18 protein-coding genes are annotated in these 21,344 nt (G+C 35.6%); 7 read left to right on the top strand and 11 right to left on the bottom strand.

The genetic code is table 11. The annotated features are described in order from the left end of the window. Nucleotides 1-41 precede the first annotated feature (41 nt). The 3 genes from lipA to CGC57_RS01840 form a co-directional block, all read right to left on the bottom strand. Nucleotides 42-932: a lipoyl synthase gene (gene lipA, locus CGC57_RS01850; RefSeq protein WP_095897728.1), complete on the bottom strand. Its 891-nt coding sequence runs from the start codon at nucleotides 930-932 to the stop codon at nucleotides 42-44. A 125-nt stretch (nucleotides 933-1,057) separates the two neighbouring features. Continuing rightward, entirely contained in the window at nucleotides 1,058-1,774 is a 717-nt protein-coding gene (gene recO, locus CGC57_RS01845; RefSeq protein ID WP_095897727.1) for a DNA repair protein RecO, read from the bottom strand. Nucleotides 1,775-1,779: 5 nt separating this feature from the next. Further along, complete coding sequence (locus tag CGC57_RS01840) at nucleotides 1,780-3,972, bottom strand: FUSC family protein (RefSeq protein ID WP_095899441.1); 2,193 nt, start codon at nucleotides 3,970-3,972, stop codon at nucleotides 1,780-1,782. Between the two features lie 36 nt (nucleotides 3,973-4,008). Between CGC57_RS01840 and CGC57_RS01835 the strand changes: the two genes are divergently transcribed. Beyond that, a complete protein-coding gene (locus CGC57_RS01835; protein ID WP_095897726.1) occupies nucleotides 4,009-4,566 on the top strand; it encodes an L-threonylcarbamoyladenylate synthase in 558 nt (185 codons plus the stop codon). A gap of 9 nt (nucleotides 4,567-4,575) precedes the next feature. Here CGC57_RS01835 and CGC57_RS01830 read toward each other — a convergent pair whose 3' ends face one another. Together CGC57_RS01830 and CGC57_RS01825 are read right to left on the bottom strand one after the other, a co-directional pair. Next, nucleotides 4,576-5,628: an efflux RND transporter periplasmic adaptor subunit gene (locus CGC57_RS01830; protein ID WP_095897725.1), complete on the bottom strand. Its 1,053-nt coding sequence runs from the start codon at nucleotides 5,626-5,628 to the stop codon at nucleotides 4,576-4,578. Nucleotides 5,629-5,721: 93 nt separating this feature from the next. Beyond that, nucleotides 5,722-6,519 (bottom strand): SAM hydrolase/SAM-dependent halogenase family protein, encoded by a 798-nt coding sequence (locus CGC57_RS01825; RefSeq protein ID WP_095897724.1) that lies wholly within the window; start codon nucleotides 6,517-6,519, stop codon nucleotides 5,722-5,724. Between the two features lie 164 nt (nucleotides 6,520-6,683). Between CGC57_RS01825 and CGC57_RS01820 the strand changes: the two genes are divergently transcribed. After that, on the top strand, nucleotides 6,684-8,339 hold the full coding sequence (locus CGC57_RS01820; RefSeq protein WP_095897723.1) for a ribonucleoside-diphosphate reductase subunit alpha: 1,656 nt from the start codon (nucleotides 6,684-6,686) through the stop codon (nucleotides 8,337-8,339). 62 nt (nucleotides 8,340-8,401) lie between these two features. Here the strand turns inward: CGC57_RS01820 and CGC57_RS01815 are convergent, their stop codons facing one another. Together CGC57_RS01815 and CGC57_RS01810 are read right to left on the bottom strand one after the other, a co-directional pair. Beyond that, nucleotides 8,402-10,822 (bottom strand): glycoside hydrolase family 95 protein, encoded by a 2,421-nt coding sequence (locus CGC57_RS01815; RefSeq protein WP_172595611.1) that lies wholly within the window; start codon nucleotides 10,820-10,822, stop codon nucleotides 8,402-8,404. Nucleotides 10,823-10,838: 16 nt separating this feature from the next. Continuing rightward, complete coding sequence (locus tag CGC57_RS01810) at nucleotides 10,839-11,819, bottom strand: DUF8428 domain-containing protein (RefSeq protein WP_095897722.1); 981 nt, start codon at nucleotides 11,817-11,819, stop codon at nucleotides 10,839-10,841. A gap of 130 nt (nucleotides 11,820-11,949) precedes the next feature. Here CGC57_RS01810 and CGC57_RS01805 point away from each other — a divergent pair, with 130 nt between their 5' ends. Together CGC57_RS01805 and CGC57_RS01800 are read left to right on the top strand one after the other, a co-directional pair. Beyond that, nucleotides 11,950-12,294 carry a CidA/LrgA family protein gene (locus CGC57_RS01805; RefSeq protein WP_095897721.1) on the top strand — a complete coding sequence of 115 codons (345 nt, stop codon included), beginning with the start codon at nucleotides 11,950-11,952 and terminating at the stop codon, nucleotides 12,292-12,294. A gap of 1 nt (nucleotide 12,295) precedes the next feature. Then, nucleotides 12,296-12,988 (top strand): LrgB family protein, encoded by a 693-nt coding sequence (locus CGC57_RS01800; RefSeq protein ID WP_095897720.1) that lies wholly within the window; start codon nucleotides 12,296-12,298, stop codon nucleotides 12,986-12,988. Here CGC57_RS01800 and CGC57_RS01795 read toward each other — a convergent pair. The 4 genes from CGC57_RS01795 to recG form a co-directional block, all read right to left on the bottom strand. Further along, the gene (locus tag CGC57_RS01795; RefSeq protein ID WP_095897719.1) at nucleotides 12,963-13,397 is read right to left on the bottom strand and encodes a hypothetical protein; all 435 of its coding nucleotides are present in this window, start codon (nucleotides 13,395-13,397) and stop codon (nucleotides 12,963-12,965) included. The two genes, CGC57_RS01800 and CGC57_RS01795, sit on opposite strands and share 26 nt — an antisense overlap. Nucleotides 13,398-13,687: 290 nt before the next feature. Then, nucleotides 13,688-13,945 (bottom strand): Imm74 family immunity protein, encoded by a 258-nt coding sequence (locus CGC57_RS01785; RefSeq protein WP_232034015.1) that lies wholly within the window; start codon nucleotides 13,943-13,945, stop codon nucleotides 13,688-13,690. After that, nucleotides 13,923-14,270: an immunity 22 family protein gene (locus tag CGC57_RS01780; protein WP_095897717.1), complete on the bottom strand. Its 348-nt coding sequence runs from the start codon at nucleotides 14,268-14,270 to the stop codon at nucleotides 13,923-13,925. Before CGC57_RS01780 ends, CGC57_RS01785 begins: the two co-directional genes overlap by 23 nt. A gap of 101 nt (nucleotides 14,271-14,371) precedes the next feature. Next, nucleotides 14,372-16,486, bottom strand: a complete 2,115-nt coding sequence (gene recG / locus CGC57_RS01775; protein WP_095897716.1) for an ATP-dependent DNA helicase RecG — start codon at nucleotides 16,484-16,486, stop codon at nucleotides 14,372-14,374. A 110-nt stretch (nucleotides 16,487-16,596) separates the two neighbouring features. Here recG and alaS point away from each other — a divergent pair, with 110 nt between their 5' ends. The 3 genes from alaS (at nucleotide 16,597) to hemN (ending at nucleotide 21,266) form a co-directional block, all read left to right on the top strand. After that, nucleotides 16,597-19,230, top strand: coding sequence for an alanine--tRNA ligase (alaS, locus tag CGC57_RS01770; RefSeq protein WP_095897715.1), 2,634 nt, complete (start codon nucleotides 16,597-16,599; stop codon nucleotides 19,228-19,230). Beyond that, entirely contained in the window at nucleotides 19,230-19,796 is a 567-nt protein-coding gene (locus CGC57_RS01765) for an acyl carrier protein phosphodiesterase (RefSeq protein WP_095897714.1), read from the top strand. Before alaS ends, CGC57_RS01765 begins: the two co-directional genes overlap by 1 nt. Nucleotides 19,797-19,901: 105 nt before the next feature. Next, nucleotides 19,902-21,266 carry an oxygen-independent coproporphyrinogen III oxidase gene (gene hemN, locus CGC57_RS01760; protein ID WP_095897713.1) on the top strand — a complete coding sequence of 455 codons (1,365 nt, stop codon included), beginning with the start codon at nucleotides 19,902-19,904 and terminating at the stop codon, nucleotides 21,264-21,266. The last annotated feature ends 78 nt before the right edge of the window (nucleotides 21,267-21,344 follow it).

The following is a 21,344-nucleotide window of genomic DNA, read 5'->3' as shown; positions in this document are numbered from 1 at the left end:
GCCTTTTCAAAGAGCAGCCTTTTTTGTTTATATCATACTTATTATAATAAGTGTTTGTGAGCACGATAGGACGAACGAACTAATGCTCCACTCTCTACGTGGCGGAAACCTAATTCTAAGCCTATTTCTTTGTATTTAGCAAATTGTTCAGGAGTTACAAATTGTTTTACAGGTAAGTGTTTTTTAGAAGGTTGCAAATATTGACCTATAGTTACAATATCTACTTTAGCTTCTTTTAAGTCGTGAAGGGTTTCTATCACTTCTTCTTCCTTTTCACCCAACCCTAACATAATTCCTGATTTAGTGCGGTTAGCACCATTTTCTTTTAAATAACGCAATACTCCTAAACTTCGGTCATACTTAGCTTGAATTCTTACTTCTCGTGTTAATCGGCGTACAGTTTCCATATTATGAGAGATAATTTCAGGAGCAGCATCCAAAATGCGGTTCAAGTTGCGTTCTACTCCCTGAAAATCAGGGATGAGAGTCTCCATAGTAGTGTTAGGGTTCATACGTCGTACAGCTCTTACCGTCTCTGCCCAGATAATACTTCCCATATCTTTCAAATCATCTCTGTCTACCGAAGTTAGTACAGCGTGTTTGATATTCATCAATTTGATAGAACGAGCTACTTTTTCGGGTTCTTCCCAGTCTAAACTTTCAGGGCGTCCTGTTTTTACACCACAAAATCCACAAGAACGAGTACAAATATTTCCTAAAATCATAAAGGTAGCAGTACCTTCTCCCCAGCATTCCCCCATATTAGGGCAGCTACCCGAAGTACAAATAGTATGAAGATTGTAGCGATCTACCACACTCCTCAGTTCAGTATATTTCTTTCCAGTAGGCAGTTTTACACGTATCCATTCAGGTTTTTTGGTAGGAGTTATATCTGTTTCTATATTATTGATAGCAATTGATTCTGCATTCATTGTTTTTTTCTTTAAACTAAATTTTTTTTCAAAAGTACTACTTTTTTATAAACTGACAATTTTTTGCTGATATAAACTTCTTATAGACTATTGTAAAATTCTATAAATCAATATAGATGACAGATTTAAAAAAGTACTTGTAAAACTTCTAAAGATTTTAATTTCTTAAAATTAGGGAAGTGCCATTCGTAGTACTTTAGTAGTTGATGTAATAGTGCATTGCGTTCGTTTTTATTAGTTTTAATATGATTTAGAGATGGATAATCTGTTATTAAAATATCTTTAAATAGAGAAAGTATAGTTCCCGAAATAATTGTTGAATTACTTTCGGTAGTTGTAAAATGACCTTCTTCCAAATTGAAAAAAGGGAGATGTGAGTCGTTATCATCGGGGTAAAAACCGAGATACTTACTAAGGTCAAGCAAGAACTTTAAATGAAAATTAGCAGAAAACTCATTGCGGTCTAAATAGATGAGTTTTTCTTCTAAGTAGTTGAAAAGTTCTATATCAGGAGCCTCAGAAGTACATATATTTGCACATATTTCAGAAAGAAAAAGGCTTACTGTACTTTTGTATATATCAGTATGGAGTGAGAGATAAGGGGTAGTTACTTTTGCTTCTTTGATACGACCTAAGGAACCATTACTCTTATGAGTAGCAACGAGCTCTAAGAGGGTAAAAGGCTGAAAAAGTGCTATGGTTTGGCTGTTCTTTTTAGCAGAAAGAATACCTTGCTGTAGATAACTACGTGTGCCAAGTGTTTTAGTAAAACACTTTACAATGAGACTATTATCACTATATTTTAAATTTGATATTACAATAGCTTCGACTTTTTCGTACATAATTATCAATTGTTTATTGTTTTTATACTTTGTTCTAAGTTCTTTGCTAATCCAAATAGATAATTAAACTGCTCTCCATAGAATTGTATCTCACGCCTTGAAATTTGTAAAGAATTATTTGTATTTTGAGAGGTATCCATAATTTCTTTAATCGCTTGATTGAATTTCTCAATAGGTGTTTTATAATCAGTTTGAATGGTAGTTGTAGGGTTAATAAGCAATGTTAAAGCGTGTTGTAAAGCGGCTATAAGGCTTTCAATAGCCTCATTGAATACTGCTTTAGGGAAGGTTACTTTCTTGCTGTTCAACCTAATACCAAACGACGCTACTGAAGCTAAGAAAGTTTGTTGTATCACAATAATTCCGTATACTGATGGGTTTTTATATTGCATAAACTTTGGCTCTTGTAACATTCGTTGGAAGGTGGTATTTAGGTTAGAAAGTGCTAACACAGCTTCTTTGCGTGATACTTTATAGGCAGTAGTAATTCCTTCTTCGGTATTAAAAATTTCTTTTACTTGTTGTAAATAAGCAATATTAGCTTTTATCGACTTGGTAACAGCTTCTCTATAAGTACTATGTTCCCAAGTAGGTAAAATGAGATAATTTCCTGCAAACGATAGCCCAACTCCTATAACAGTATCCAATAGGCGGTCATAAATAAGGCTGTAAACATTAGGTGTAATCAGTGCAAAAATAAATATCGCACTAATAGTGATAAATATAGACGCATACATATAATTCTCTTGGATTAATCCAAAAGCAATAGGCATACACAAAATAGCAACGTATAGGTATAAACTGGGGTAGGGGAGTAGATAGATTACAGCAAAAGAAGCAACCCCACCAATGATAGTACCATATACTCTACTAAGCGAACGTTCTTGGGTGATGCCAAAACCAGGGCGCATAATGATGAAGATGGTAAGTATAATCCAGTAGGCATTGTTGATAGGGAATATATCACCTATGAGGTAACCTAAAATTACTACAATAGATAGACGCATAGCGTGCCTAAAAAAGGTTGATTTTAAAGATATATGGTCTTTGAGACGTCGCCACGAATAGTTTTGGTAACTCACAAACTTGCGATAAGTACTCTCATCACGCACCCCTGCATCGTTGTTGTAATAATTCTCAAAAATATGTCGGATATTTTCAATAGAATGATACTGACTTTCTATATAGATATAAAAATTTCGCAATAGCAAGGCACGCTCTTTATCTTCTTCCGATACTTCTGAAAGTACTTTTAATTTTTCGTTTTTTTCTTTAGTTTGCGCTAATAAGTCTTTCAAACAGTTGTCTAATTGTATCTTCTTGCGTGAACCAATATATTCTGCCATTTGGTGCAACTGCCTTGATAATTCTTTGAGGAAATCTACATAAGTTTGTAAATATTCTTGATGTTTAGCAAAAGCCTTGTCTACTTTTTCGTATTGTACGGGGTTAGCTAAGGCTAATTCAAAGATATCTACTAACTCTATAAACATCAAAAATTGGCGTTGTAGGTAATCAGTTTTACCCGATTTGCTACGTGAATCAAGTACAGCTTCACGTAGCTTTTCATAATTTTCGTTGAGACTTGTTTGCAGATTGATGAGTTTTTTTAAACCTTCAGTTCTGTCTTTAGCAATAAGCAAATCAGCTCTTATTGAAAAAAACTCCGCTGTGAGAGCAAAGCATTTTCCTAATAACTGTTCGCTATATAAACGTGGACGTATTTTTAGAAATATATAAACTAACACACTGTACCATAAGCCTCCTAATAGCACACAACTGCTGTATAACACAATGCCCCATCCTGTTTGTAAGTGGGCTAAAGTAGAGGCTATCTCAAACAAACCTGCAAAAGCTACCATTGTAGCACGATGTCCGTATAACGAAATGTAAGCATTGCCAAAGGTGAGCAAAAAAATAGTAGGCAGTAACAAGTACTCATAAGGGGCAGTGAGGTTTACTAAAACACAACTGAGGGTTGCCAGCAATGTTGCTATGAAAAGCCCTCCATAGAGGTGTTTTTGATTTCCTGGGATATCACTGGGAGAAATGGCAATCACACTCAAAGCTATAGGGATACCAATATCCAATAAGTCAAGCCAAAGACCTAATCCTAAGGGAATAAGCACCGCAATAGTTTTCAGGCAGCCTTTGAAAAAAGAAAAACTTTTAAAGAAAGATATGATAGAGGTATACATTTTTTGCATATATTTGCGGGCAAAATTACAAAACTAATGGCAAATAACCATCTGATAACTGAAATATTAAAGGAAGGGAAGATAATTCTATACCCCACTGATACGGTTTGGGGGTTGGGGTGTGATGCTACAAATCCTGAAGCGGTAGCCAAAATTTTCCAAATAAAACAACGGAGTGAAAGCAAAAGTCTTATCATTTTAGTGAGTGATATACAGATGTTACAACAATATGTAACAGCTGTTCCTTCTAAGATACTCGCTTATCTTCAAACTTTGCAAGAACCTACCACTATCATCTATAGTCACCCTTTGCATTTGGCTAAAAATGTAATAGCTACTGATGATACTGTAGCCATTAGAGTTGTACAAGATGCTTTCTGCCAACAAATGATTGCTGATTTTGGCAAACCTATAGTCTCTACATCTGCTAATGTCAGTGGAGAATCAACGCCTTTGTATTATCAGTTGATTGACCCTAAAATTATTGCACAATGTGATTATGTAGTGCCCTATCGTCAAGATGATACCCAAATAAAAAATCCCTCACGACTGATACGTTTTGATGCAGACGGAGAGATTTTAATATTGAGATAAATAGTACAATTATTGTACTATTTTTATAGGAGTACCATTATCGATATTTATTTGACCGCTGGTAATCACTTCATCACCAGCTGTAAGTCCGCTGATGATTTCCACTTTATCGCCAAAGTTACGACCGCTTTTTACAGTTACCATTTCAGCTTTATTGTTTACAATTTTGAAGATTTTATTTTGGCTAACGCTACCTACAAAAGCAGAATGTGGCACTACAAGAGTAGAAACATCTTCGTTACCACTACCAAATTGGGCGGTGGCATACATACCAGCTTTAAGTTTTTTATCCTTATTAGCTACTAATATTTCTACTGGAAATTTGAGAGCACTATTAGATTTAGGAGCAATAAAAACAATTTTTCCTTCTACTAATTCAGAAGATGTACTAGGTTTAATTTTGACAACTTCTCCTACTTTTAGTCGACCTACTTGACTTTCATCTACTGTGATTTTTAGCTTTAAATTGTCGATATTCACTACATTGAATAGTGTTTGTCCTGCTGCTACAAGTGTTCCTTCTTCCACTTCTTTACTGGTCACAATTCCGTTGATTTTACTGCGAATTGCTGTATCTCCCGAGGCAATAGCAGCTGAATTGTAGTTAGCTTGTGCATTTTTGAGTTGCAAGCGCACTTGTTCTAATTGTTGAGCAGTAACTCCTCCTGTTTGGAAAGCACTTTCAAATCGTTTCAAATCTGATTTAGCTGTTTCGAGAGCTGCTTTAGCATTATCTAATTGAACATTAGTTCTGTCGGCTTTTGTTTGAGCTAATACTTGCCCTGCTCTTACAAAATCACCTTCTTTTACGTAGATTTTTATTACTTGTCCTCCCATTTCTGAAGAAACATTCAAATCTTGTTCAGCTACAAAAGTACCATTAGCTGTAAAAAGGTCAGCTACTTTTTCTTCTGCTACCTTAGCAGCTCGAACGGCTACTTGAGCTTCTTTTTGGGCAACGATAGCCACTTCTTCAGCATTCTTTTGCTTGTTAGAATATAGGCGGAAAGCCATTAATCCCATAAGGGCTACTATTACAACTATAGTAATTACTTTTTTCATTTTTCTTACAATAATATATTAAGTGTTCTAAATCGGGGGCAAAGGTACGATAAAAAAACTTAATAAACAAAAAAAGTTTCCAAAAATTATTTTTTATTTGAATTGAACAATTACTCTATCGAGGCAATTGATACCTAATAAAGAAGAAGCTCCTCCTACTGAACGGGTATCACTTTTGTAGATGCTACATTGCAGCAAGTTCAGTTCATTGAAGAGAATCATCATTTTACCATCATCGTTTATTTCACTATAGTTGTTATATACTTTTTTGAAAGAATACAAATTGAATATTACTTCAAAATTTCGCCCTTTTCTTGTTTCTTCAAAGAGAGAATGCGAAATGTTACTCACAGCATTGCCGTAATGGTCTATATAGATAATTATTCCGTGAATAAAATTTTCGTCTGTAGATACTTCTGGTTTGAAATATGATACTGAATTACATTTTTCGATAGGAATACCTATTTGATTAAGAGGAGTTCCTTTGTAAATTTGCTCAGCTATTGAAGTAAAACTATAAAGTGTGGGAAAAAGAGGTGTAGAAGGTTGGGTATCAAACTCATATAGAGCTGCATTAGTACAATTTTCAGAAAGTAGATGAAAAATACCATTATCAGCACCTATAAAATAATGACCATTGAGTGACATTAGCAGATGTTTTTTTGTAGCAGTGCGCTCAGTATCTACTCCTATAATATGAATACTCCCTTTTGGGAAGTGCATATAACTATTCTGGAGGATATAAAAAGTTTCTAAAATGTTGAAAGGAGAAATATAATGAGAAATATCTACAATAGTGGCATTAGGACACTTGTTGTAGAGAGCTCCCTTCACAGCGGCAACCGAATAGTCGCGCAAACCAAAATCGGTGGTAAGAGTGATGATTTTCATATTTGATGAGAATGAGACTGCAAAGGTATAGTATTCAATTGGAATACCCAACTCAAAATCACTGATTTTTATCAATTGTTGAAAACTTTGTTAATAACTTATTCGTGAGAGGGTGTGAAAATCGAATAGAAAGCCGTTACTTTGCAGCCCGAAAATAAAAAGTTATGAACGAAGAAAAAGATATTTGGTGGCTCAACGAAGAGTCTGAACAAATCCTCAATAGAGGCTATTTATTAAAAGGTGAGAGCGTGGAAGGAGCAATAGATCGCATTACACGCGCTGCTGCACAACGCTTATATAAGCCTGAGTTACAGCCAGCTTTTAAAGAAATGATCACTAAAGGCTGGATTAGTTTCTCGTCACCTATTTGGGCAAATATGGGTACTGAGCGCGGCTTACCTATTTCGTGTTTTAATGTGCACGTACCTGATAACATTGAGGGAATTACTCACAAACTCGGCGAGGTGATTATGCAAACCAAAATAGGGGGGGGAACTTCTGGTTATTTTGGTGAATTGCGTAGTCGCGGTTCGGCAGTTACTGATAATGGTAAATCAAGTGGGGCAGTGAGCTTTATGAAATTGTTCGATTCGGCTATGGATGTGGTGTCACAAGGAGGGGTAAGACGCGGTGCTTTTGCGGCTTATCTCGATATCGACCATCCTGATGCTGAAGAATTCTTACAGATTAAAGATGTAGAGTTCCCTATTCAAAACCTTTTCTTCGGGATTTGCGTACCTGATTATTGGATGCAAGAAATGATAGATGGTGATGTAGAAAAACGCCGTTTGTGGGCTCGGGTATTAGAATCTCGCCAACAAAAAGGTTTGCCTTATATTATCTTTACAGATAATGCAAATCGCAACCGTCCTCAAGTATACAAAGATAAAGATATGCTTATTCGCTCAAGTAACTTGTGCAGTGAGATTATGTTGCCATCAAGTGAAGATGAATCATTCATTTGCTGTCTTTCATCTATGAATTTAGAACTTTTTGATGAGTGGAAAGATACGAAGGCTGTAAAATTAGCAATATTCTTCTTAGACGCTGTACTTTCAGAATTTATAGAGAAAACAAAAGGTAACTATTATTTACAAGCAGCACGCAACTTTGCTATCCGCCATCGTGCTTTAGGTTTAGGAGTATTAGGCTATCACTCGTATTTACAACGCAATATGATACCTTTTGAAAGTTTTGAAGCTACTCAATTTAATGCGCGTGCTTTCAAACACATTCGTGAGGAAGCTGAGAAAGCTACTAAAGAATTAGCACATATCTATGGAGAACCTGAAGTGCTAAAAGGTTATGGCAGACGCAACACCACCACTATGGCAATTGCTCCTACTACTTCTAGTTCAGCTATTTTAGGGCAAGTATCTCCTGGTATTGAACCTTACTCAAGCAATTACTATAAAGTGGGACTCTCTAAAGGGAACTTTATGCGTAAAAACAAATATCTCACACAACTTTTAGAAGAAAAAGGGCTTAATAACGAGGATATATGGCGTTCTATCCGTTTGAATAATGGTTCTGTGCAACACTTGCAAGAGCTTACCCAACAAGAGAAGAATGTATTCAAAACTTTCAAAGAGATATCTCCTATGGAGATCATATCACAAGCTGCACAACGACAAGCGTATATAGACCAAACGCAGAGTTTAAACTTAAATATTCCATCAGTGATGCCTATCAAAGATGTGAACAAAGTGATGATAGAAGCATGGAAGTTAGGAGTGAAGAGTTTGTACTATCAACGTAGTCAATCAGTAGCTAAAGAGATGATAATGAACTTTGTGAACTGTAGTAGTTGCGAAGCATAACATAGATTAATTTGTTTGCAAAAAGGGCTGTATAGCGGATTGCTGTACAGCCTTTTTTTGTATTATTGAATACTATAAGTAGCACCTTTTTCAGTAGGGAAACTCACTATTTGTTCTTTCTTTTTAGAAGGTATTAATAAAGTTTTTTTGTAGTAAATGCTTTTACCTGCAGGGAGTAAAACGCTGCAATCAGTACCATTGAGAGAGGTGATAGTAGCTGTTTTTAGACGGTGTTTTTCCCAATCGAAACTTACTTCAAAACCATTGCGAGTTTTCATTCCTTGCATAGTACCTTTTTTCCAATCGGGGTGAGAGGGGAGTGCTGGTAAAAAGCGAATAGTATAGTTTTTTCCGTGACTTTGCAAAAACATCTCAGCAATACCTGCTGCTCCTCCTAAATTGCCATCTATTTGAAAAGGAGGGTGAGCACAAAATAGATTAGGATAAGTACCGCCATTTTGTCCGCTAGTACTATTGGGGTCTACAGGATGTAACAATTGTCGTAATAACACTAGAGCATGATTGCCATCTTGTAAGCGCGCCCAGAAATTTATCTTCCACGCACGTGACCAACCAGTACCTCCATCTCCTCGCATTTTGAGTGTTTTTTTAGCAGCTGTAGCTAAAGCTGGTGTATCCCAAGGGGTAATCTCGTCGTATGGATATAGTCCATAGAGATGTGATACGTGACGATGATTGGGTTCAGCATCTTTCCAATCATCTAACCATTCATTGAGGTCTCCTTTCTTTCCAATACGGTTAGGAACGGTATGTGTTATTATTTCTTGCCATTGAGAGTAAAGTTCACTATCTACACCTAATATTTTGGCAGCTTGTAGAGTGTTACTAAATAGCTCTCGCACTATTTGCATATCCATAGTAGGGGCAATACAAGTGTTGCCTATTTGTTTTTTACCATCTTTTAACTGAGGCATTATATAAGCATTTTCAGGTGAATTAGAGGGGGCTGTTACATAATACCCAGTTTTAGGATCTTTGATTAGTAAACTTTGAAAAAAATCAGCAGCTTCTTTTAGTACGGGATAATATTCTCTTAAAAAATCAGTGTTGAGGGTGTATAGGTAGTGTTGCCAAATATGTTCACATAACCACGCACCTCCTGTAAGTGTTGAACCCCATTCAGCTGATTCTCCCGGAGAGGTGTAAAACCAAGGGTTGCTAATCACATGTGCCACCCAACCATTAGCATTGTAATAGGCTTTTGCTGTTTTGCGCCCATTAGGAAGTAAGTTTTTAGTAAACTGATGTAAGGGTTTAGTGAGTTCAGAAAGGTTTGTGCTCTCAGCCAACCAATAGTTCATTTGTAGATTGATATTCAAATGGTAATCGCCATTCCAAGGGGTTTGGTATTCCTCTGCCCATAAGCCTTGCAGATTAGCGGGAAGAAGACCTTCACGAGAGGAAGAAATAAGTAGATATCTACCAAAATTGTAATATAATACAGGAAGCAGAGCGTCTTTTTTGCCTTTGTAAAATCGTTGTAGTCGTTCAAAGGTGCTAAGAGAGCTTGTATCAGTATTAGCTTCACTATACCAGCGATTACGATTAAAAAACACTTGATAAGCCTTTTGGCTTTCTATAATTGCGTTCTCAAAAGGGATAGTTGCTTTTTGTAGGCAATCATTAGATTTTTGCAGCACATCGTTTTGTGTAAGTCCCCCTTTAGTAAAATTATAATTAGTTGCAGCACTTATTTTAAGTACTATTTCTTTAGCTTTTTGTATAGAGGTAGCATTGGTTGTATTTTGAAGATTTCCATCTGTTTGAACGTCTATCACCGAAGCAAATTGCATTCCTTCAGTGTTTTCATTAGGAAGTACCCCTGATAGTGTAATTTTGTTTGATTTATAAGATGTTGTAGCATTTTCTTTGCGATGTAGAGAAATATCTATATCTAAGGGCTGAGAAGCTGTAATTCTAATCCAAATAAGGTCGTTTTTAAAATCAGCGAAAGCAATTTGTTGAATATGGTTATCCCCTCGTTTGAATGAAGTAAAAGCAGTAGCTTGGTCTAAACGGAGAATGCGTTGGTAGTTCTCTGTAGGGAGGGTGCTTTTCCAATCTAATAGTAACTCACCTAATATTTGATAACAGCCGTAACTACAATTTGCCCCATTGCCCTTACAAGACCCTTCACCTTTAGCGATAAAGTGTTTTTGCAAAAGAGCTTGAGCTTCTAAATTTTTACCTTCTAATAGTAATTGTTGTATCCTTTTTAGATGTATATGAGCATTAGGATCATCAGCATCTTGTGTTCCTCCTGACCAAAGTGAAATCTCATTGAGTATGATTCTATCAACATCAGTTTTACCAAAGAACATAGCGCCTAATCGTCCATTACCAATAGGTAGGCTTTCAGTAAAATGTTCAGCAGGTTTGTGAAATACTACTGAAACATCTTGAGGTTGCGCATAAAGAGATAATCCAATAAATAAGGATATAAAAAAACTAATAGTTTTCATAATTTAAAAGGCTGTATTATTTCAATAGTAGATCTGTAGTACCTACTTGGTTAAGTTTGTCATCATAAACAGTTATTTTATAGGCACCTTTTTCAAACTCTTTACCTACTTTAGCAATAAAGTCACAAATATCTACACTTTTATTGTCGTAAATAAAGTGAGTGGCTATACTATAATTCACTTTTTCTTCACCAGCAGAAAAACTTTCGTTACTGCCTAAAATATTTCCTGAAGGATTTGTTACTTGTATATAGAAATATCTAGATCCCGATTTAGCTATCTTATTGGCACCTACAGTAAAACATATTTTCAATTTATCGGCAGCTCTACCTCTATCAGTAGTTTTGTTTTTAGAACCTTTTACAGCTTCGGCAATGAGTTTACTAATTTGCAAAGCTGATCCTGTTTCAACTACCTTCTTCAGTTGATTAGTTTGACGAGCAAGAGAGTCTACTTTGGCACTAGCTAAATCTAATTTTACACTCATACTATCTAAATCTTTTTTGATAGCTGAATTGGCACGCATTAGTGAGTCATTCTTTCTAATCAAAAGGTCACGTTCTTTAGCTAAAGCAAATGCCTGACTTTTGAAGCGAGCTAAAGATGAAATACTCACTTTCATATTTTGTAAAGAGTCAATGTATTGGTCAATTTTATTGCGGGCTTGCAATAAATCTTCTTTTACATCTTTGTTTTCAATTACTACTTTGTCATAGCTGTCACGTAGTAATTCTAAATCGCTCATCACTTGTTTCTTTTGTGTAGTGAGTTCGTTTTCAGTAATTTGCCTATCCTTATTGAGAGAGTAAGTGTAATACCCTAAACCGCCAGTAGCAATAGCTAATATAGCGATAAGTATCTTTGATAAAACACCTCCTCCTCTGGGCTTGTCGTCTTCAGGGATTCCATAAGCAGGAAGAGAGTGATCACTTCCTCTTTCAGTTAAACTATTGTTAGCTTGTTCTAAAAAAAGGGGTTTGTCGTAGTTATTGCTCATAAGTCATTATTTTTAATAATCTTGCAAATGTAGTAATAAAAATGTATACAATGCAAATTTTTCACATTTTTTTATTCACTTTAGAAAAAGAAGTTGTAATTTTGCCGCCGTTTTTTAATGTAGAAGAGTTATGTTAATACGTTATTTTGCTATTATTTTTGGCTGTTTAGGTATAGGTGAATTGATTGTAACCCTTACACACATTCCTTTTCCTTCTAGTATCATTGGAATGCTTTTTCTCACCTTATTTTTGCAACTCGGATGGATAAAACTGCAATCAATTAAAGCCCTCTCCGATTTGCTAATTTCTAATTTAGGTCTCTTTTTTGTTCCTCCTAGCATAGGTATTATGGCTTATTTCAAGCAGATAGGTGAAAACTTTTTAGCTATTTTTATTTCTATTATTATTAGTACTATAGTGGTGATTGTAGTTACTGGTCACGTATATCAATTTTTCCGTAAACGTCTCAAATAAAATGAAAGTACTCGCAGAAAATCAAGTAGTATTATTAGGTATTACCTTCATTCTTTATTATGGGGTATTGCTACTACAAAAAAAATATAATTCAGTATTCTTAAACCCTGTACTCATTACAGTTTTGGTATTAGTTTCATATCTTATTATTTTTGGAATATCTCCAGAAAAATACGAAGAAGCAGGACAGTATATTGATTTTTGGCTCAAACCTTCTATTGTAGCCTTAGGAGTGCCTCTTTATCTCCAACTTTCTAAGATAAAAAAACAGCTGATTCCATTAGTAGTTTCTCAGTTTGCTGGTAGTTTAGTAGGGATTATAACAGTGTGTCTAACAGCCAAATGGTTAGGACTTTCCAATGATATAGCTATTTCTTTAGCACCAAAATCGGTAACAACTCCTATTGCATTAGAAGTATCGCGTGTGCTCCACGGCATAGAGCCTATCACCGTGATGGCAGTGATGACTACGGGCTTTTTGGGGAATATTTTTGGAATTACTTTTCTCAATTGGTTTCGTATCAAGAGTCCAATGGCAAAAGGTATTTCCTTAGGTACTGCATCTCACGCCTTGGGTATAATGGCAGCATTTAATCTCAGTGAAAAATATGCTGTATATGCGAGTTTAGGGATGATATTCAATGGTATTTTTACAGCTGTATTAGCTCCTACAGTGGTGCATCTGTTGTTCTAATTTCAGTGTTTGTTATACTTGCAGAATAAGGAAAATAGTACAAGCTATCTACTTTTCCATCTTCAAAATGAATAAGAACTTTATCTATAGTAATGTTGTTATCAGTAGAAGTTAGTTTAAAAAGTGTTTTAATATTGTTTAAACTCTTTTGAAAGATAGCCATATCGTCAATAAACTCACACTGAGTAGACTGTTTTTGCTCTTGAGGAGTTATTTCTTCAATCATTACATAATGAAGTGTGTTGTTTTTAGTAAAACTGAACTCTATCTTGTAATGAGTATGGTAGATAGCTAAAAGATTTTGGTTTTCAGACCATACATCGGCTATAGTTTGAACAAGAGTTTTATCATATAAGGCTTTATTTATGCCTTTACTTGTAAAGAAATCAGTTGTTTTTATGGTATACATATTTTATCAGATTTGCTAAAATTGATAGTAATGTCGTTATTGAAAACAAAGAGGTGATAAAAGCCAATGGTAGAGCATAAATAGTAATCTTTTCCAAGAAGTTATAAGAGAAAAAAACTATCTCAAAAATACTATTGCTCAAGATTACTCTTTTTGAGGGATGGTTACTTTCCTCATATTGTAGCAGATAAGGGAAGAGTGTTATATAACTGGTGAGCAATAATAAGAGGGCTACTATTAAATAGAAGCCAAAGTCTTTAAATGGTGTATATTTATCTACATTCATTACATTATTCAACTATTATTTTTTGTCCTTTCTCAGAAAAATAATCTATAATAGCTTGTAATATTTCTTCTTGTTCTATATAAGAGAGGGTATTATCTATTGAATTGCGATAAATAACATAACTGTAAATGTTTTTTGCTGATAACAACAATCCTTCTCCTAAAATTTTATAGTAATTACCTTTGTAAGATACTATAATATTTCCTCTTGTAATTTCTTCTATTTTAATAGGTTCCTTATTACAAATCATATTGTCCTTCATATACTAATTGATTAAAAATTTCACCTTCTACAATATCGCGAGTATCTCCTGAATAGAAAAAAACAGCATTCCCTTGATAAATACCCATTTCTTTACATTTTTCTACTAATAAAGTTCTATTTTTAGCTCCCAAAGGTGTTTCTTTTGCTAAGAATTCTACATCTAAAACACTATCAAATAAAGGAATGATACCTATAAAGTCGGGGTCATATTCTTCTTCGTTAATATCTTTACAAAAAAGGCAGTTATTATCTTCATCAAAATAAGATTGAAACTCCTCATTAGTACCTTCAAAAGTACCTATCCAAATTTTTATTTTGTTCATTTTCTTTTTAATAAGGTAAACTATTTCCAAATATCTTTAGTGCTTCAAATGAGTTATCAGTAGTTTCTTTTATGCTGAATGTTTTCATTTATTTTATAGGATTATGAAATATATGTCCATAAATTCTTGTGTCGTTGTAACTGATTAAGAGTATAAGCAATTTGTTGGTTTTGAGGTAATTCTAAATTAGGGTCAGCTTTGAGTAGGTCGATAGCTTGAAAGCGAGCAGCTTTTAGTATATCTTGGTCTTTCACGAGATCGGCTATTTTTAAGGCAAGCACTCCACTTTGTTGAGTTCCCATCAGGTCGCCAGGACCTCGCAGTTTAAGATCTACTTCAGCAATTTCGAAACCATCATTAGTGCGCACCATTGTTTCCATACGAATGCGAGTTTCGTTACTCATTTTGTTACCTGTGAGCAATATGCAATAACTCTGTTCACTACCACGACCTACACGTCCGCGCAATTGGTGTAGTTGTGAAAGACCAAAACGTTCGGCACTTTCAATTACCATTACTGAAGCATTAGGTACATTTACTCCTACTTCTATTACAGTGGTAGCTACCATTATTTGTGTTTCATTGCGCAGGAAACGCTCCATTTCAGCATCTTTTTCAGCAGGTTTAAGTTTGCCGTGAACAATCGATACTTTGTATTTGGGTAAAGGGAAACTTGCTGTGATATATTCATAACCTTCAGTAAGATTTTTAAAATCTAAAGCTTCTGATTCTTCTATGAGAGGATATACCACATAAGCCTGCCTACCTTTATCTATTTCTCTTTTGATAAATTCATAAGTCTCTGCACGTCGGTTTTCATATTGGTGTAAGGTTTTGATAGGTTTACGCCCTGGAGGAAGTTCATCAATTACTGATATATCTAAATCGCCATATACACTCATTGCTAAAGTACGCGGAATGGGAGTAGCTGTCATTACCAAAATATGAGGAGGTATAGTGTTTTTACGCCATAGTTTTGCTCTTTGTTCTACCCCGAAACGGTGTTGTTCATCAATAATAGCAAGTCCTAAATTCTGAAATTGTACCTTCTCTTCTAATAGAGCGTGAGTGCCTATGAGAATAGAAAGTTCTCCAGATTGTAATTGTTCATCTAATATTCTGCGTTCTTTTGTTTTAGAGGAGCCTGTGAGTAGAGCAACGGTTATCCCAGTGTTTTTTAGCAACTCACTAATGGTTTGATAATGCTGGTTAGCGAGAATTTCGGTAGGAGCCATTAAACAAGCTTGGCAATGATTATCTACTGCCAAAAGCATTGTCATTAGAGCAACAATTGTTTTTCCAGATCCAACATCGCCTTGTAACAAACGGTTCATTTGGGCATTGGAGCCTACATCAGCACGTATTTCTTTCAGTACTCGTTTTTGGGCATTGGTGAGAGGAAAAGGGAGGTGATGGTTGTAGAAGTTCATAAAAGCATCACCTACTTTTTTGAAAGGTTGTCCTTGAAATTTCTGTTTGTGTAACAGATTTTTGCGTACTAATTGTACTTGTATATAAAAGAGTTCTTCAAATTTCAATCGTATAGAGGCTTTGGTAAGCAAGGATTGGTTGGTAGGAAAATGAATATTACGCATCGCCTCTTGCTTAGAGATGAGATTCATAGCAGTGAGTATTGTATCGGGTAGATTCTCAGTAAAATTATAGCCTATTTCTTCAAAAACAGTTTGTACTAATTGTCGCATTACTCTATTGGTAATGTTGCGTTTAGCTAATTTTTCAGTAGAAGGATAAACGGGCTGAATGCTGTTATGTCCTGTTTTTTTGAACTCGCTGAGTAAATCCATTTCGGGGTGAGGCATAGAAAAAGTTCCTCCAAAGAAATTCAACTTGCCAAAAATAACATAAGGCTCGTTGATTTTTAGAGAATCACGCAACCATTTTAGCCCTTTGAACCACACGAGTTCCATAGTTCCTGTCTCGTCTACAAAGGTAGCGACAAGGCGGTTGCCTTTTTGATGAGCTGACTCTACAGTACGTAGATTTACTATTTTACCCACGAGTTGTACCTCAGCATTATTGTTTTGTAGCTCATTGATTTTGTAGAACTTAGTTCGGTCGATATACCTATTAGGGAAGAGGTTCAACAAATCTTGATACTCATAAATGCCGAGTTCCGTTTTCAGGAGTTCAGCTCGCTGAGCGCCCACCCCGCGTAGATGACTTATAGAAGTATGTAGGATATTTTCTGGAATCATAAGGGCAAAAGTAGTGAATAATTAGTAAATGAGCAAATTTGCTAATTGAAAAAAATATTGTTACTTTTGCGCCCTGAAAAAGTTAATTATCAACTGTTAATCGAAAATATATGACTTCACAAGAAATAAGAAATCTATTCCTAAAATTCTTCGAAAGCAAAGGACATACCATTGTTCCTTCAGCTCCTATGGTAATCAAAAATGACCCTACCTTGATGTTTACTAATGCAGGTATGAACCAGTTTAAAGAGTTTTTCTTAGGACACGCAAAACCTAAACACAAACGTGTAGCTGATACTCAAAAATGTTTGCGTGTATCAGGCAAACATAACGATTTGGAAGAAGTAGGTCGCGATACGTATCACCATACGATGTTTGAGATGCTCGGCAACTGGTCGTTTGGTGATTACTTCAAAAGAGAAGCTATTAGCTGGGCTTGGGAATTGCTAACTGAAATATATAAAATTCCTAAAGAAAATCTCTATGTAACCGTTTTTGAAGGCAGCGAAGAAGATGGTGTACCTTTTGACCAAGAAGCATTCGATATTTGGAAAGAACGCATTGCTGAAGATCATATCTTGCTTGGAAATAAGAAGGATAACTTTTGGGAAATGGGAGATCAAGGACCTTGTGGACCTTGCACTGAAATTCACGTAGATATCCGTTCAGATGAGGAAAAATCCAAAGTGGCAGGGCGTGATTTGGTGAATAACGACCACCCTCAAGTTATTGAGATTTGGAATAATGTGTTTATGGAGTTCAACCGCAAGGCTGACGGTAGTCTTGAAAAACTTCCTTCACGCAATGTAGATACAGGGATGGGTTTTGAGCGCCTCTGTATGGTACTTCAAAACAAACAATCAAACTACGATACCGATGTTTTTACTCCACTTATTCACAAAGTAGAAGAGATTACCAAAAGTCATTATAATAGTAATGGTCGTGTAACTACTGAGCAAGAACAGGTAAATATTGCAATTCGTGTAATTTCAGACCATATTAGAGCAGTAGCTTTTGCTATAGCCGATGGTCAGCTACCGTCTAACAACGGAGCGGGTTATGTAATTCGCCGTATCTTGCGTCGTGCTATTCGTTATGGTTTCACTTTTTTAAACCAAAAAGAACCATTTATTTATAAATTAGTAGAAACCCTTGCCGTTCAAATGGGGGCTACTTTCCCCGAATTAGAGAAACAACAATTCTTGATTATGAGTGTAATAAAAGAGGAAGAAGCTTCTTTCTTGCGTACTCTTGAACAAGGTTTGCTGATGCTTGATGTGATGATACAAAATAGTCCTAACAAGCAACTATCCGGTGGTAAAGCCTTTGAATTGTATGATACTTATGGTTTTCCTAAAGATTTAACTGCGCTCATTCTTTCTGAAAAAGGGCTCACTATGGATGAAGAAGGGTTTGAAGTACAATTACAAAAACAAAAAGAACGTTCGCGTGCTGCTGCTCAAGTAAAAACTGATGATTGGGTAGTGCTTCGTGACGACGATGAAGAAGAGTTTATAGGGTATGACACCTTAGAGGCTGTAGTGCGATTGGTAAAATATCGCCGAGTAGAAAGTCAGAAAGATGGAACACACTTCCAGTTAGTATTCAATACTACGCCTTTTTATCCTGAAGGGGGAGGGCAAGTAGGCGATAAAGGTACATTACAAGCTGCTAATGGTGAACTTATCTATATTTTAGACACTAAAAAAGAAAACAACCTTATCATTCACATAGCAGAACATCTTCCTACAGAACTCAACGACCCATTCAAAGCCGAAGTACATTTAGTAGCTCGTGAAATGGCAGAAGCCAACCACAGTGCAACACACTTGTTACACCAAGCTTTGCGTGAGGTATTAGGCACACACGTAGAGCAAAAAGGTTCACGTGTAGCCCCTGAAGCTTTGCGTTTCGACTTCTCTCACTTTGCTAAACTCACTTCTGATGAACTTAAAGAAGTAGAGCGTTTGGTAAACAAACGTATTTTTGAGAAAATTCCTTTGCAAGAACACCGAAATATTCCCATCCAACAAGCGGTAGAATCAGGGGCTATGGCGCTCTTTGGTGAAAAATATGGCGACCGTGTACGTATGATTCAGTTTGGAGATAGTAAAGAACTCTGTGGGGGTACTCACGTGAAAAATACAGGTGATATTTGGTTTTTCAAAATTATCTCAGAAGGAGCCGTAGCAGCAGGTATTCGTCGTATTGAGGCAATCACTCGTGGAGGAGCTATGCAGTATTTCATTGAACAAGAACAGCTGGTAGAGCGTATCAAAGAAACAGTTAAAAATACACAAGACCCTGTGAAAGCTATCACACATTTACAAGAAGAAAATGCAGCTTTGCACAGAGAATTGGAACAACTGAAAAAAGAACAAGCTAAACAACTCAAAGCTAATCTCAAAGCTGAATTTACAGAAATTAATGGTATTCAATGTCTTATCAAGCAAGTAGATGCTGAGGTAGCAACACTTAAAGACCTTGCTTTTGAATTAGGTAATGAGGTGAAAGATGCTTTTGTATTCTTTGCTTCAGCTCACGAAGAAGGTAAAGCACTCTTATTGTGTTATATCAATAAAGAATTAGCTCAAGCTAAAGGTTTAGACGCTGGCAAAATAGTACGCGAATTAGGTAAATACATTCACGGAGGTGGAGGTGGTCAACCATTCTTCGCCACTGCAGGAGGTAAAAAAACTGAAGGTATTGCCGAAGCATTATCTAAAGTAAAAGACTTTCTATAATGAATTTTTTAGCCCATATTTATCTCTCAGGAGAAGGTGATGAATTACTTACCATTGGTAACTTTATTGCCGATACCGTACGAGGTAAAGAATACTTACAATACCCCGAAGCAATGCAACGGGGTATTTTATTACATCGCAAAATTGATACATTCACTGATGCGCATCCTATTTTCCGACAAAGTAAACATCGCCTAGTGCCTACATATAATCATTATGCAGGAGTTTTAGTAGATATTTACTACGATTACTTTCTTGCTAAACATTGGAAAGAATATTCTACTATATCTTTAGAACAATATGCCCAACGTTTTTACAACTCTTTACAAAAACATCAACTCTTGTTAAGTGAAAAAGCACAGAATTTGAGCAAATATATCATAGCAGAACATTGGTTAGAAAAATATCAGACTATTGAAGGAATAGCATCAATACTCTACCAAATGGATAGGCGTACGGGATTTATTTCCAAAATGCAATATGCTGCCAATGATTTGTGCAAAGATGAAAGTTTATATGAAAAAGAGTTTGAAAACTTCTTTGGAGAAATACAAAAATTTATATGAAGTGTTGGTTTTCAGAAGATTATATTGTTGATGCTATTTATTTTTCATTTTTCATTTTTCACTTTTCACTTTTTTTTATACCTTTGCCTCGTTTTTTGTACAAAAATGCCAATATCTCTCATTCAAAAATACAATGTAGCAGGTCCTCGCTATACTAGCTACCCTACTGTTCCTTATTGGGATAGTAGTACTTTTTCCACTGAAAAATGGTTAGAGAGTTTATCCAAATCATATTCTGAGAGTAATAGTACTGAAGGTATTAGTCTTTACATTCATTTACCTTTTTGTGAGAGCCTTTGTACTTTTTGTGGTTGTCATAAGCGTATTACCAAACGTCACGAAATGGAAATACCTTATATAGAAGCAGTACTCAAAGAGTGGCAATTGTATACTGATTTTTTGAAAGAACGCCCTCGTATTAAAGAAATACATTTAGGAGGTGGTACTCCTACCTTTTTTCAACCTTCTCAATTACGCCGATTGATAGAAGGCATTTTTGAGCGAGCTGATAGAGTAGAAAACTATGAGTTTAGCTTTGAAGGGCATCCTAATAACACCACTGAAGCTCATTTACAAACACTTTACAATTTAGGTTTCAAACGTGTGAGTTATGGTGTGCAAGATTATTCACCTAAAGTGCAAAAAGCCATTCATCGTTTGCAACCTTTTGAGAATGTACAGCGTGTTACCGAACAAGCCAGAACTATCGGCTATACCTCAGTGAGCCATGATTTGGTCTTTGGATTGCCATTTCAAACCTTAGATGATGTACTCTTTACTATTGATAAAAGTAATACCCTTCGTCCAGATCGTATAGCTTTCTATAGTTATGCACATGTGCCTTGGATAAAAGGTAGTGGACAACGCGGTTTTAAAGATGAAGATGTACCTACAGGAGAAGTGAAGCGTCAATTGTATGAAGTAGGTAAACAACATCTACTTGAGGCAGGTTATATAGAAATAGGGATGGATCACTTTGCTTTACCTACTGATAGTATGTATCACGCATTCAAAAACAAACAATTACATCGTAATTTTATGGGGTACACTGCCTCTAAAACTCAAGTGATGATAGGTTTAGGAATGTCATCTATCAGTGATAGTTGGTATGGTTTTGCTCAGAATGAAAAAGACTTAGACGACTATTATGCATGTCTTGAAAAGAATGAAATTCCTGTTTGTAAAGGACATATTCTCAATAAAGAAGATTTGATTATCAGGCGTCATATTCTTAATCTAATGTGTCAGTTTGAGACCTCTTGGAGTGATGAGGCACTTCAATTTCCTGAAATAAATGAAGTAATAATGCACTTGCAGGAAATGCAAAATGATGGATTGTTGCATATAGCAAACAATCATATAGAAGTTCCTGATGCAGGTAAACCTTTTATTAGAAATATATGTATGGCTTTTGATTTACATTTGCAACGCAAAATGCCTAACACCAAAATATTTAGTATGACAGTTTAAAAAGTTATACTTAACCGTCATAGTGATTGAGTTTTTTAGTTAGTGATGAAAAGGGACAGTTGTGAAATTCGTCCCTTT

The sequence above is a fragment of the Capnocytophaga sputigena genome, assembly GCF_002302495.1.
GTDB lineage: Bacteria > Bacteroidota > Bacteroidia > Flavobacteriales > Flavobacteriaceae > Capnocytophaga > Capnocytophaga sputigena.
Note: the sequence above shows the minus strand (reverse complement) of the source record. Positions and strands in the feature narration are given on the sequence as shown.

What these genes read in the sequence shown, in the direction of transcription:
- lipA (WP_095897728.1), bottom strand. Translation starts at nt 932, where the DNA reads ATGAATGCAGAATCAATTGCTATCAATAATATAGAAACAGATATAACT.
- recO (WP_095897727.1), bottom strand. Translation starts at nt 1,774, where the DNA reads ATGTACGAAAAAGTCGAAGCTATTGTAATATCAAATTTAAAATATAGT.
- CGC57_RS01840 (WP_095899441.1), bottom strand. Translation starts at nt 3,972, where the DNA reads ATGTATACCTCTATCATATCTTTCTTTAAAAGTTTTTCTTTTTTCAAA.
- CGC57_RS01835 (WP_095897726.1), top strand. Translation starts at nt 4,009, where the DNA reads ATGGCAAATAACCATCTGATAACTGAAATATTAAAGGAAGGGAAGATA.
- CGC57_RS01830 (WP_095897725.1), bottom strand. Translation starts at nt 5,628, where the DNA reads ATGAAAAAAGTAATTACTATAGTTGTAATAGTAGCCCTTATGGGATTA.
- CGC57_RS01825 (WP_095897724.1), bottom strand. Translation starts at nt 6,519, where the DNA reads ATGAAAATCATCACTCTTACCACCGATTTTGGTTTGCGCGACTATTCG.
- CGC57_RS01820 (WP_095897723.1), top strand. Translation starts at nt 6,684, where the DNA reads ATGAACGAAGAAAAAGATATTTGGTGGCTCAACGAAGAGTCTGAACAA.
- CGC57_RS01815 (WP_172595611.1), bottom strand. Translation starts at nt 10,822, where the DNA reads ATGAAAACTATTAGTTTTTTTATATCCTTATTTATTGGATTATCTCTT.
- CGC57_RS01810 (WP_095897722.1), bottom strand. Translation starts at nt 11,819, where the DNA reads ATGAGCAATAACTACGACAAACCCCTTTTTTTAGAACAAGCTAACAAT.
- CGC57_RS01805 (WP_095897721.1), top strand. Translation starts at nt 11,950, where the DNA reads ATGTTAATACGTTATTTTGCTATTATTTTTGGCTGTTTAGGTATAGGT.
- CGC57_RS01800 (WP_095897720.1), top strand. Translation starts at nt 12,296, where the DNA reads ATGAAAGTACTCGCAGAAAATCAAGTAGTATTATTAGGTATTACCTTC.
- CGC57_RS01795 (WP_095897719.1), bottom strand. Translation starts at nt 13,397, where the DNA reads ATGTATACCATAAAAACAACTGATTTCTTTACAAGTAAAGGCATAAAT.
- CGC57_RS01785 (WP_232034015.1), bottom strand. Translation starts at nt 13,945, where the DNA reads ATGAAGGACAATATGATTTGTAATAAGGAACCTATTAAAATAGAAGAA.
- CGC57_RS01780 (WP_095897717.1), bottom strand. Translation starts at nt 14,270, where the DNA reads ATGAACAAAATAAAAATTTGGATAGGTACTTTTGAAGGTACTAATGAG.
- recG (WP_095897716.1), bottom strand. Translation starts at nt 16,486, where the DNA reads ATGATTCCAGAAAATATCCTACATACTTCTATAAGTCATCTACGCGGG.
- alaS (WP_095897715.1), top strand. Translation starts at nt 16,597, where the DNA reads ATGACTTCACAAGAAATAAGAAATCTATTCCTAAAATTCTTCGAAAGC.
- CGC57_RS01765 (WP_095897714.1), top strand. Translation starts at nt 19,230, where the DNA reads ATGAATTTTTTAGCCCATATTTATCTCTCAGGAGAAGGTGATGAATTA.
- hemN (WP_095897713.1), top strand. Translation starts at nt 19,902, where the DNA reads ATGCCAATATCTCTCATTCAAAAATACAATGTAGCAGGTCCTCGCTAT.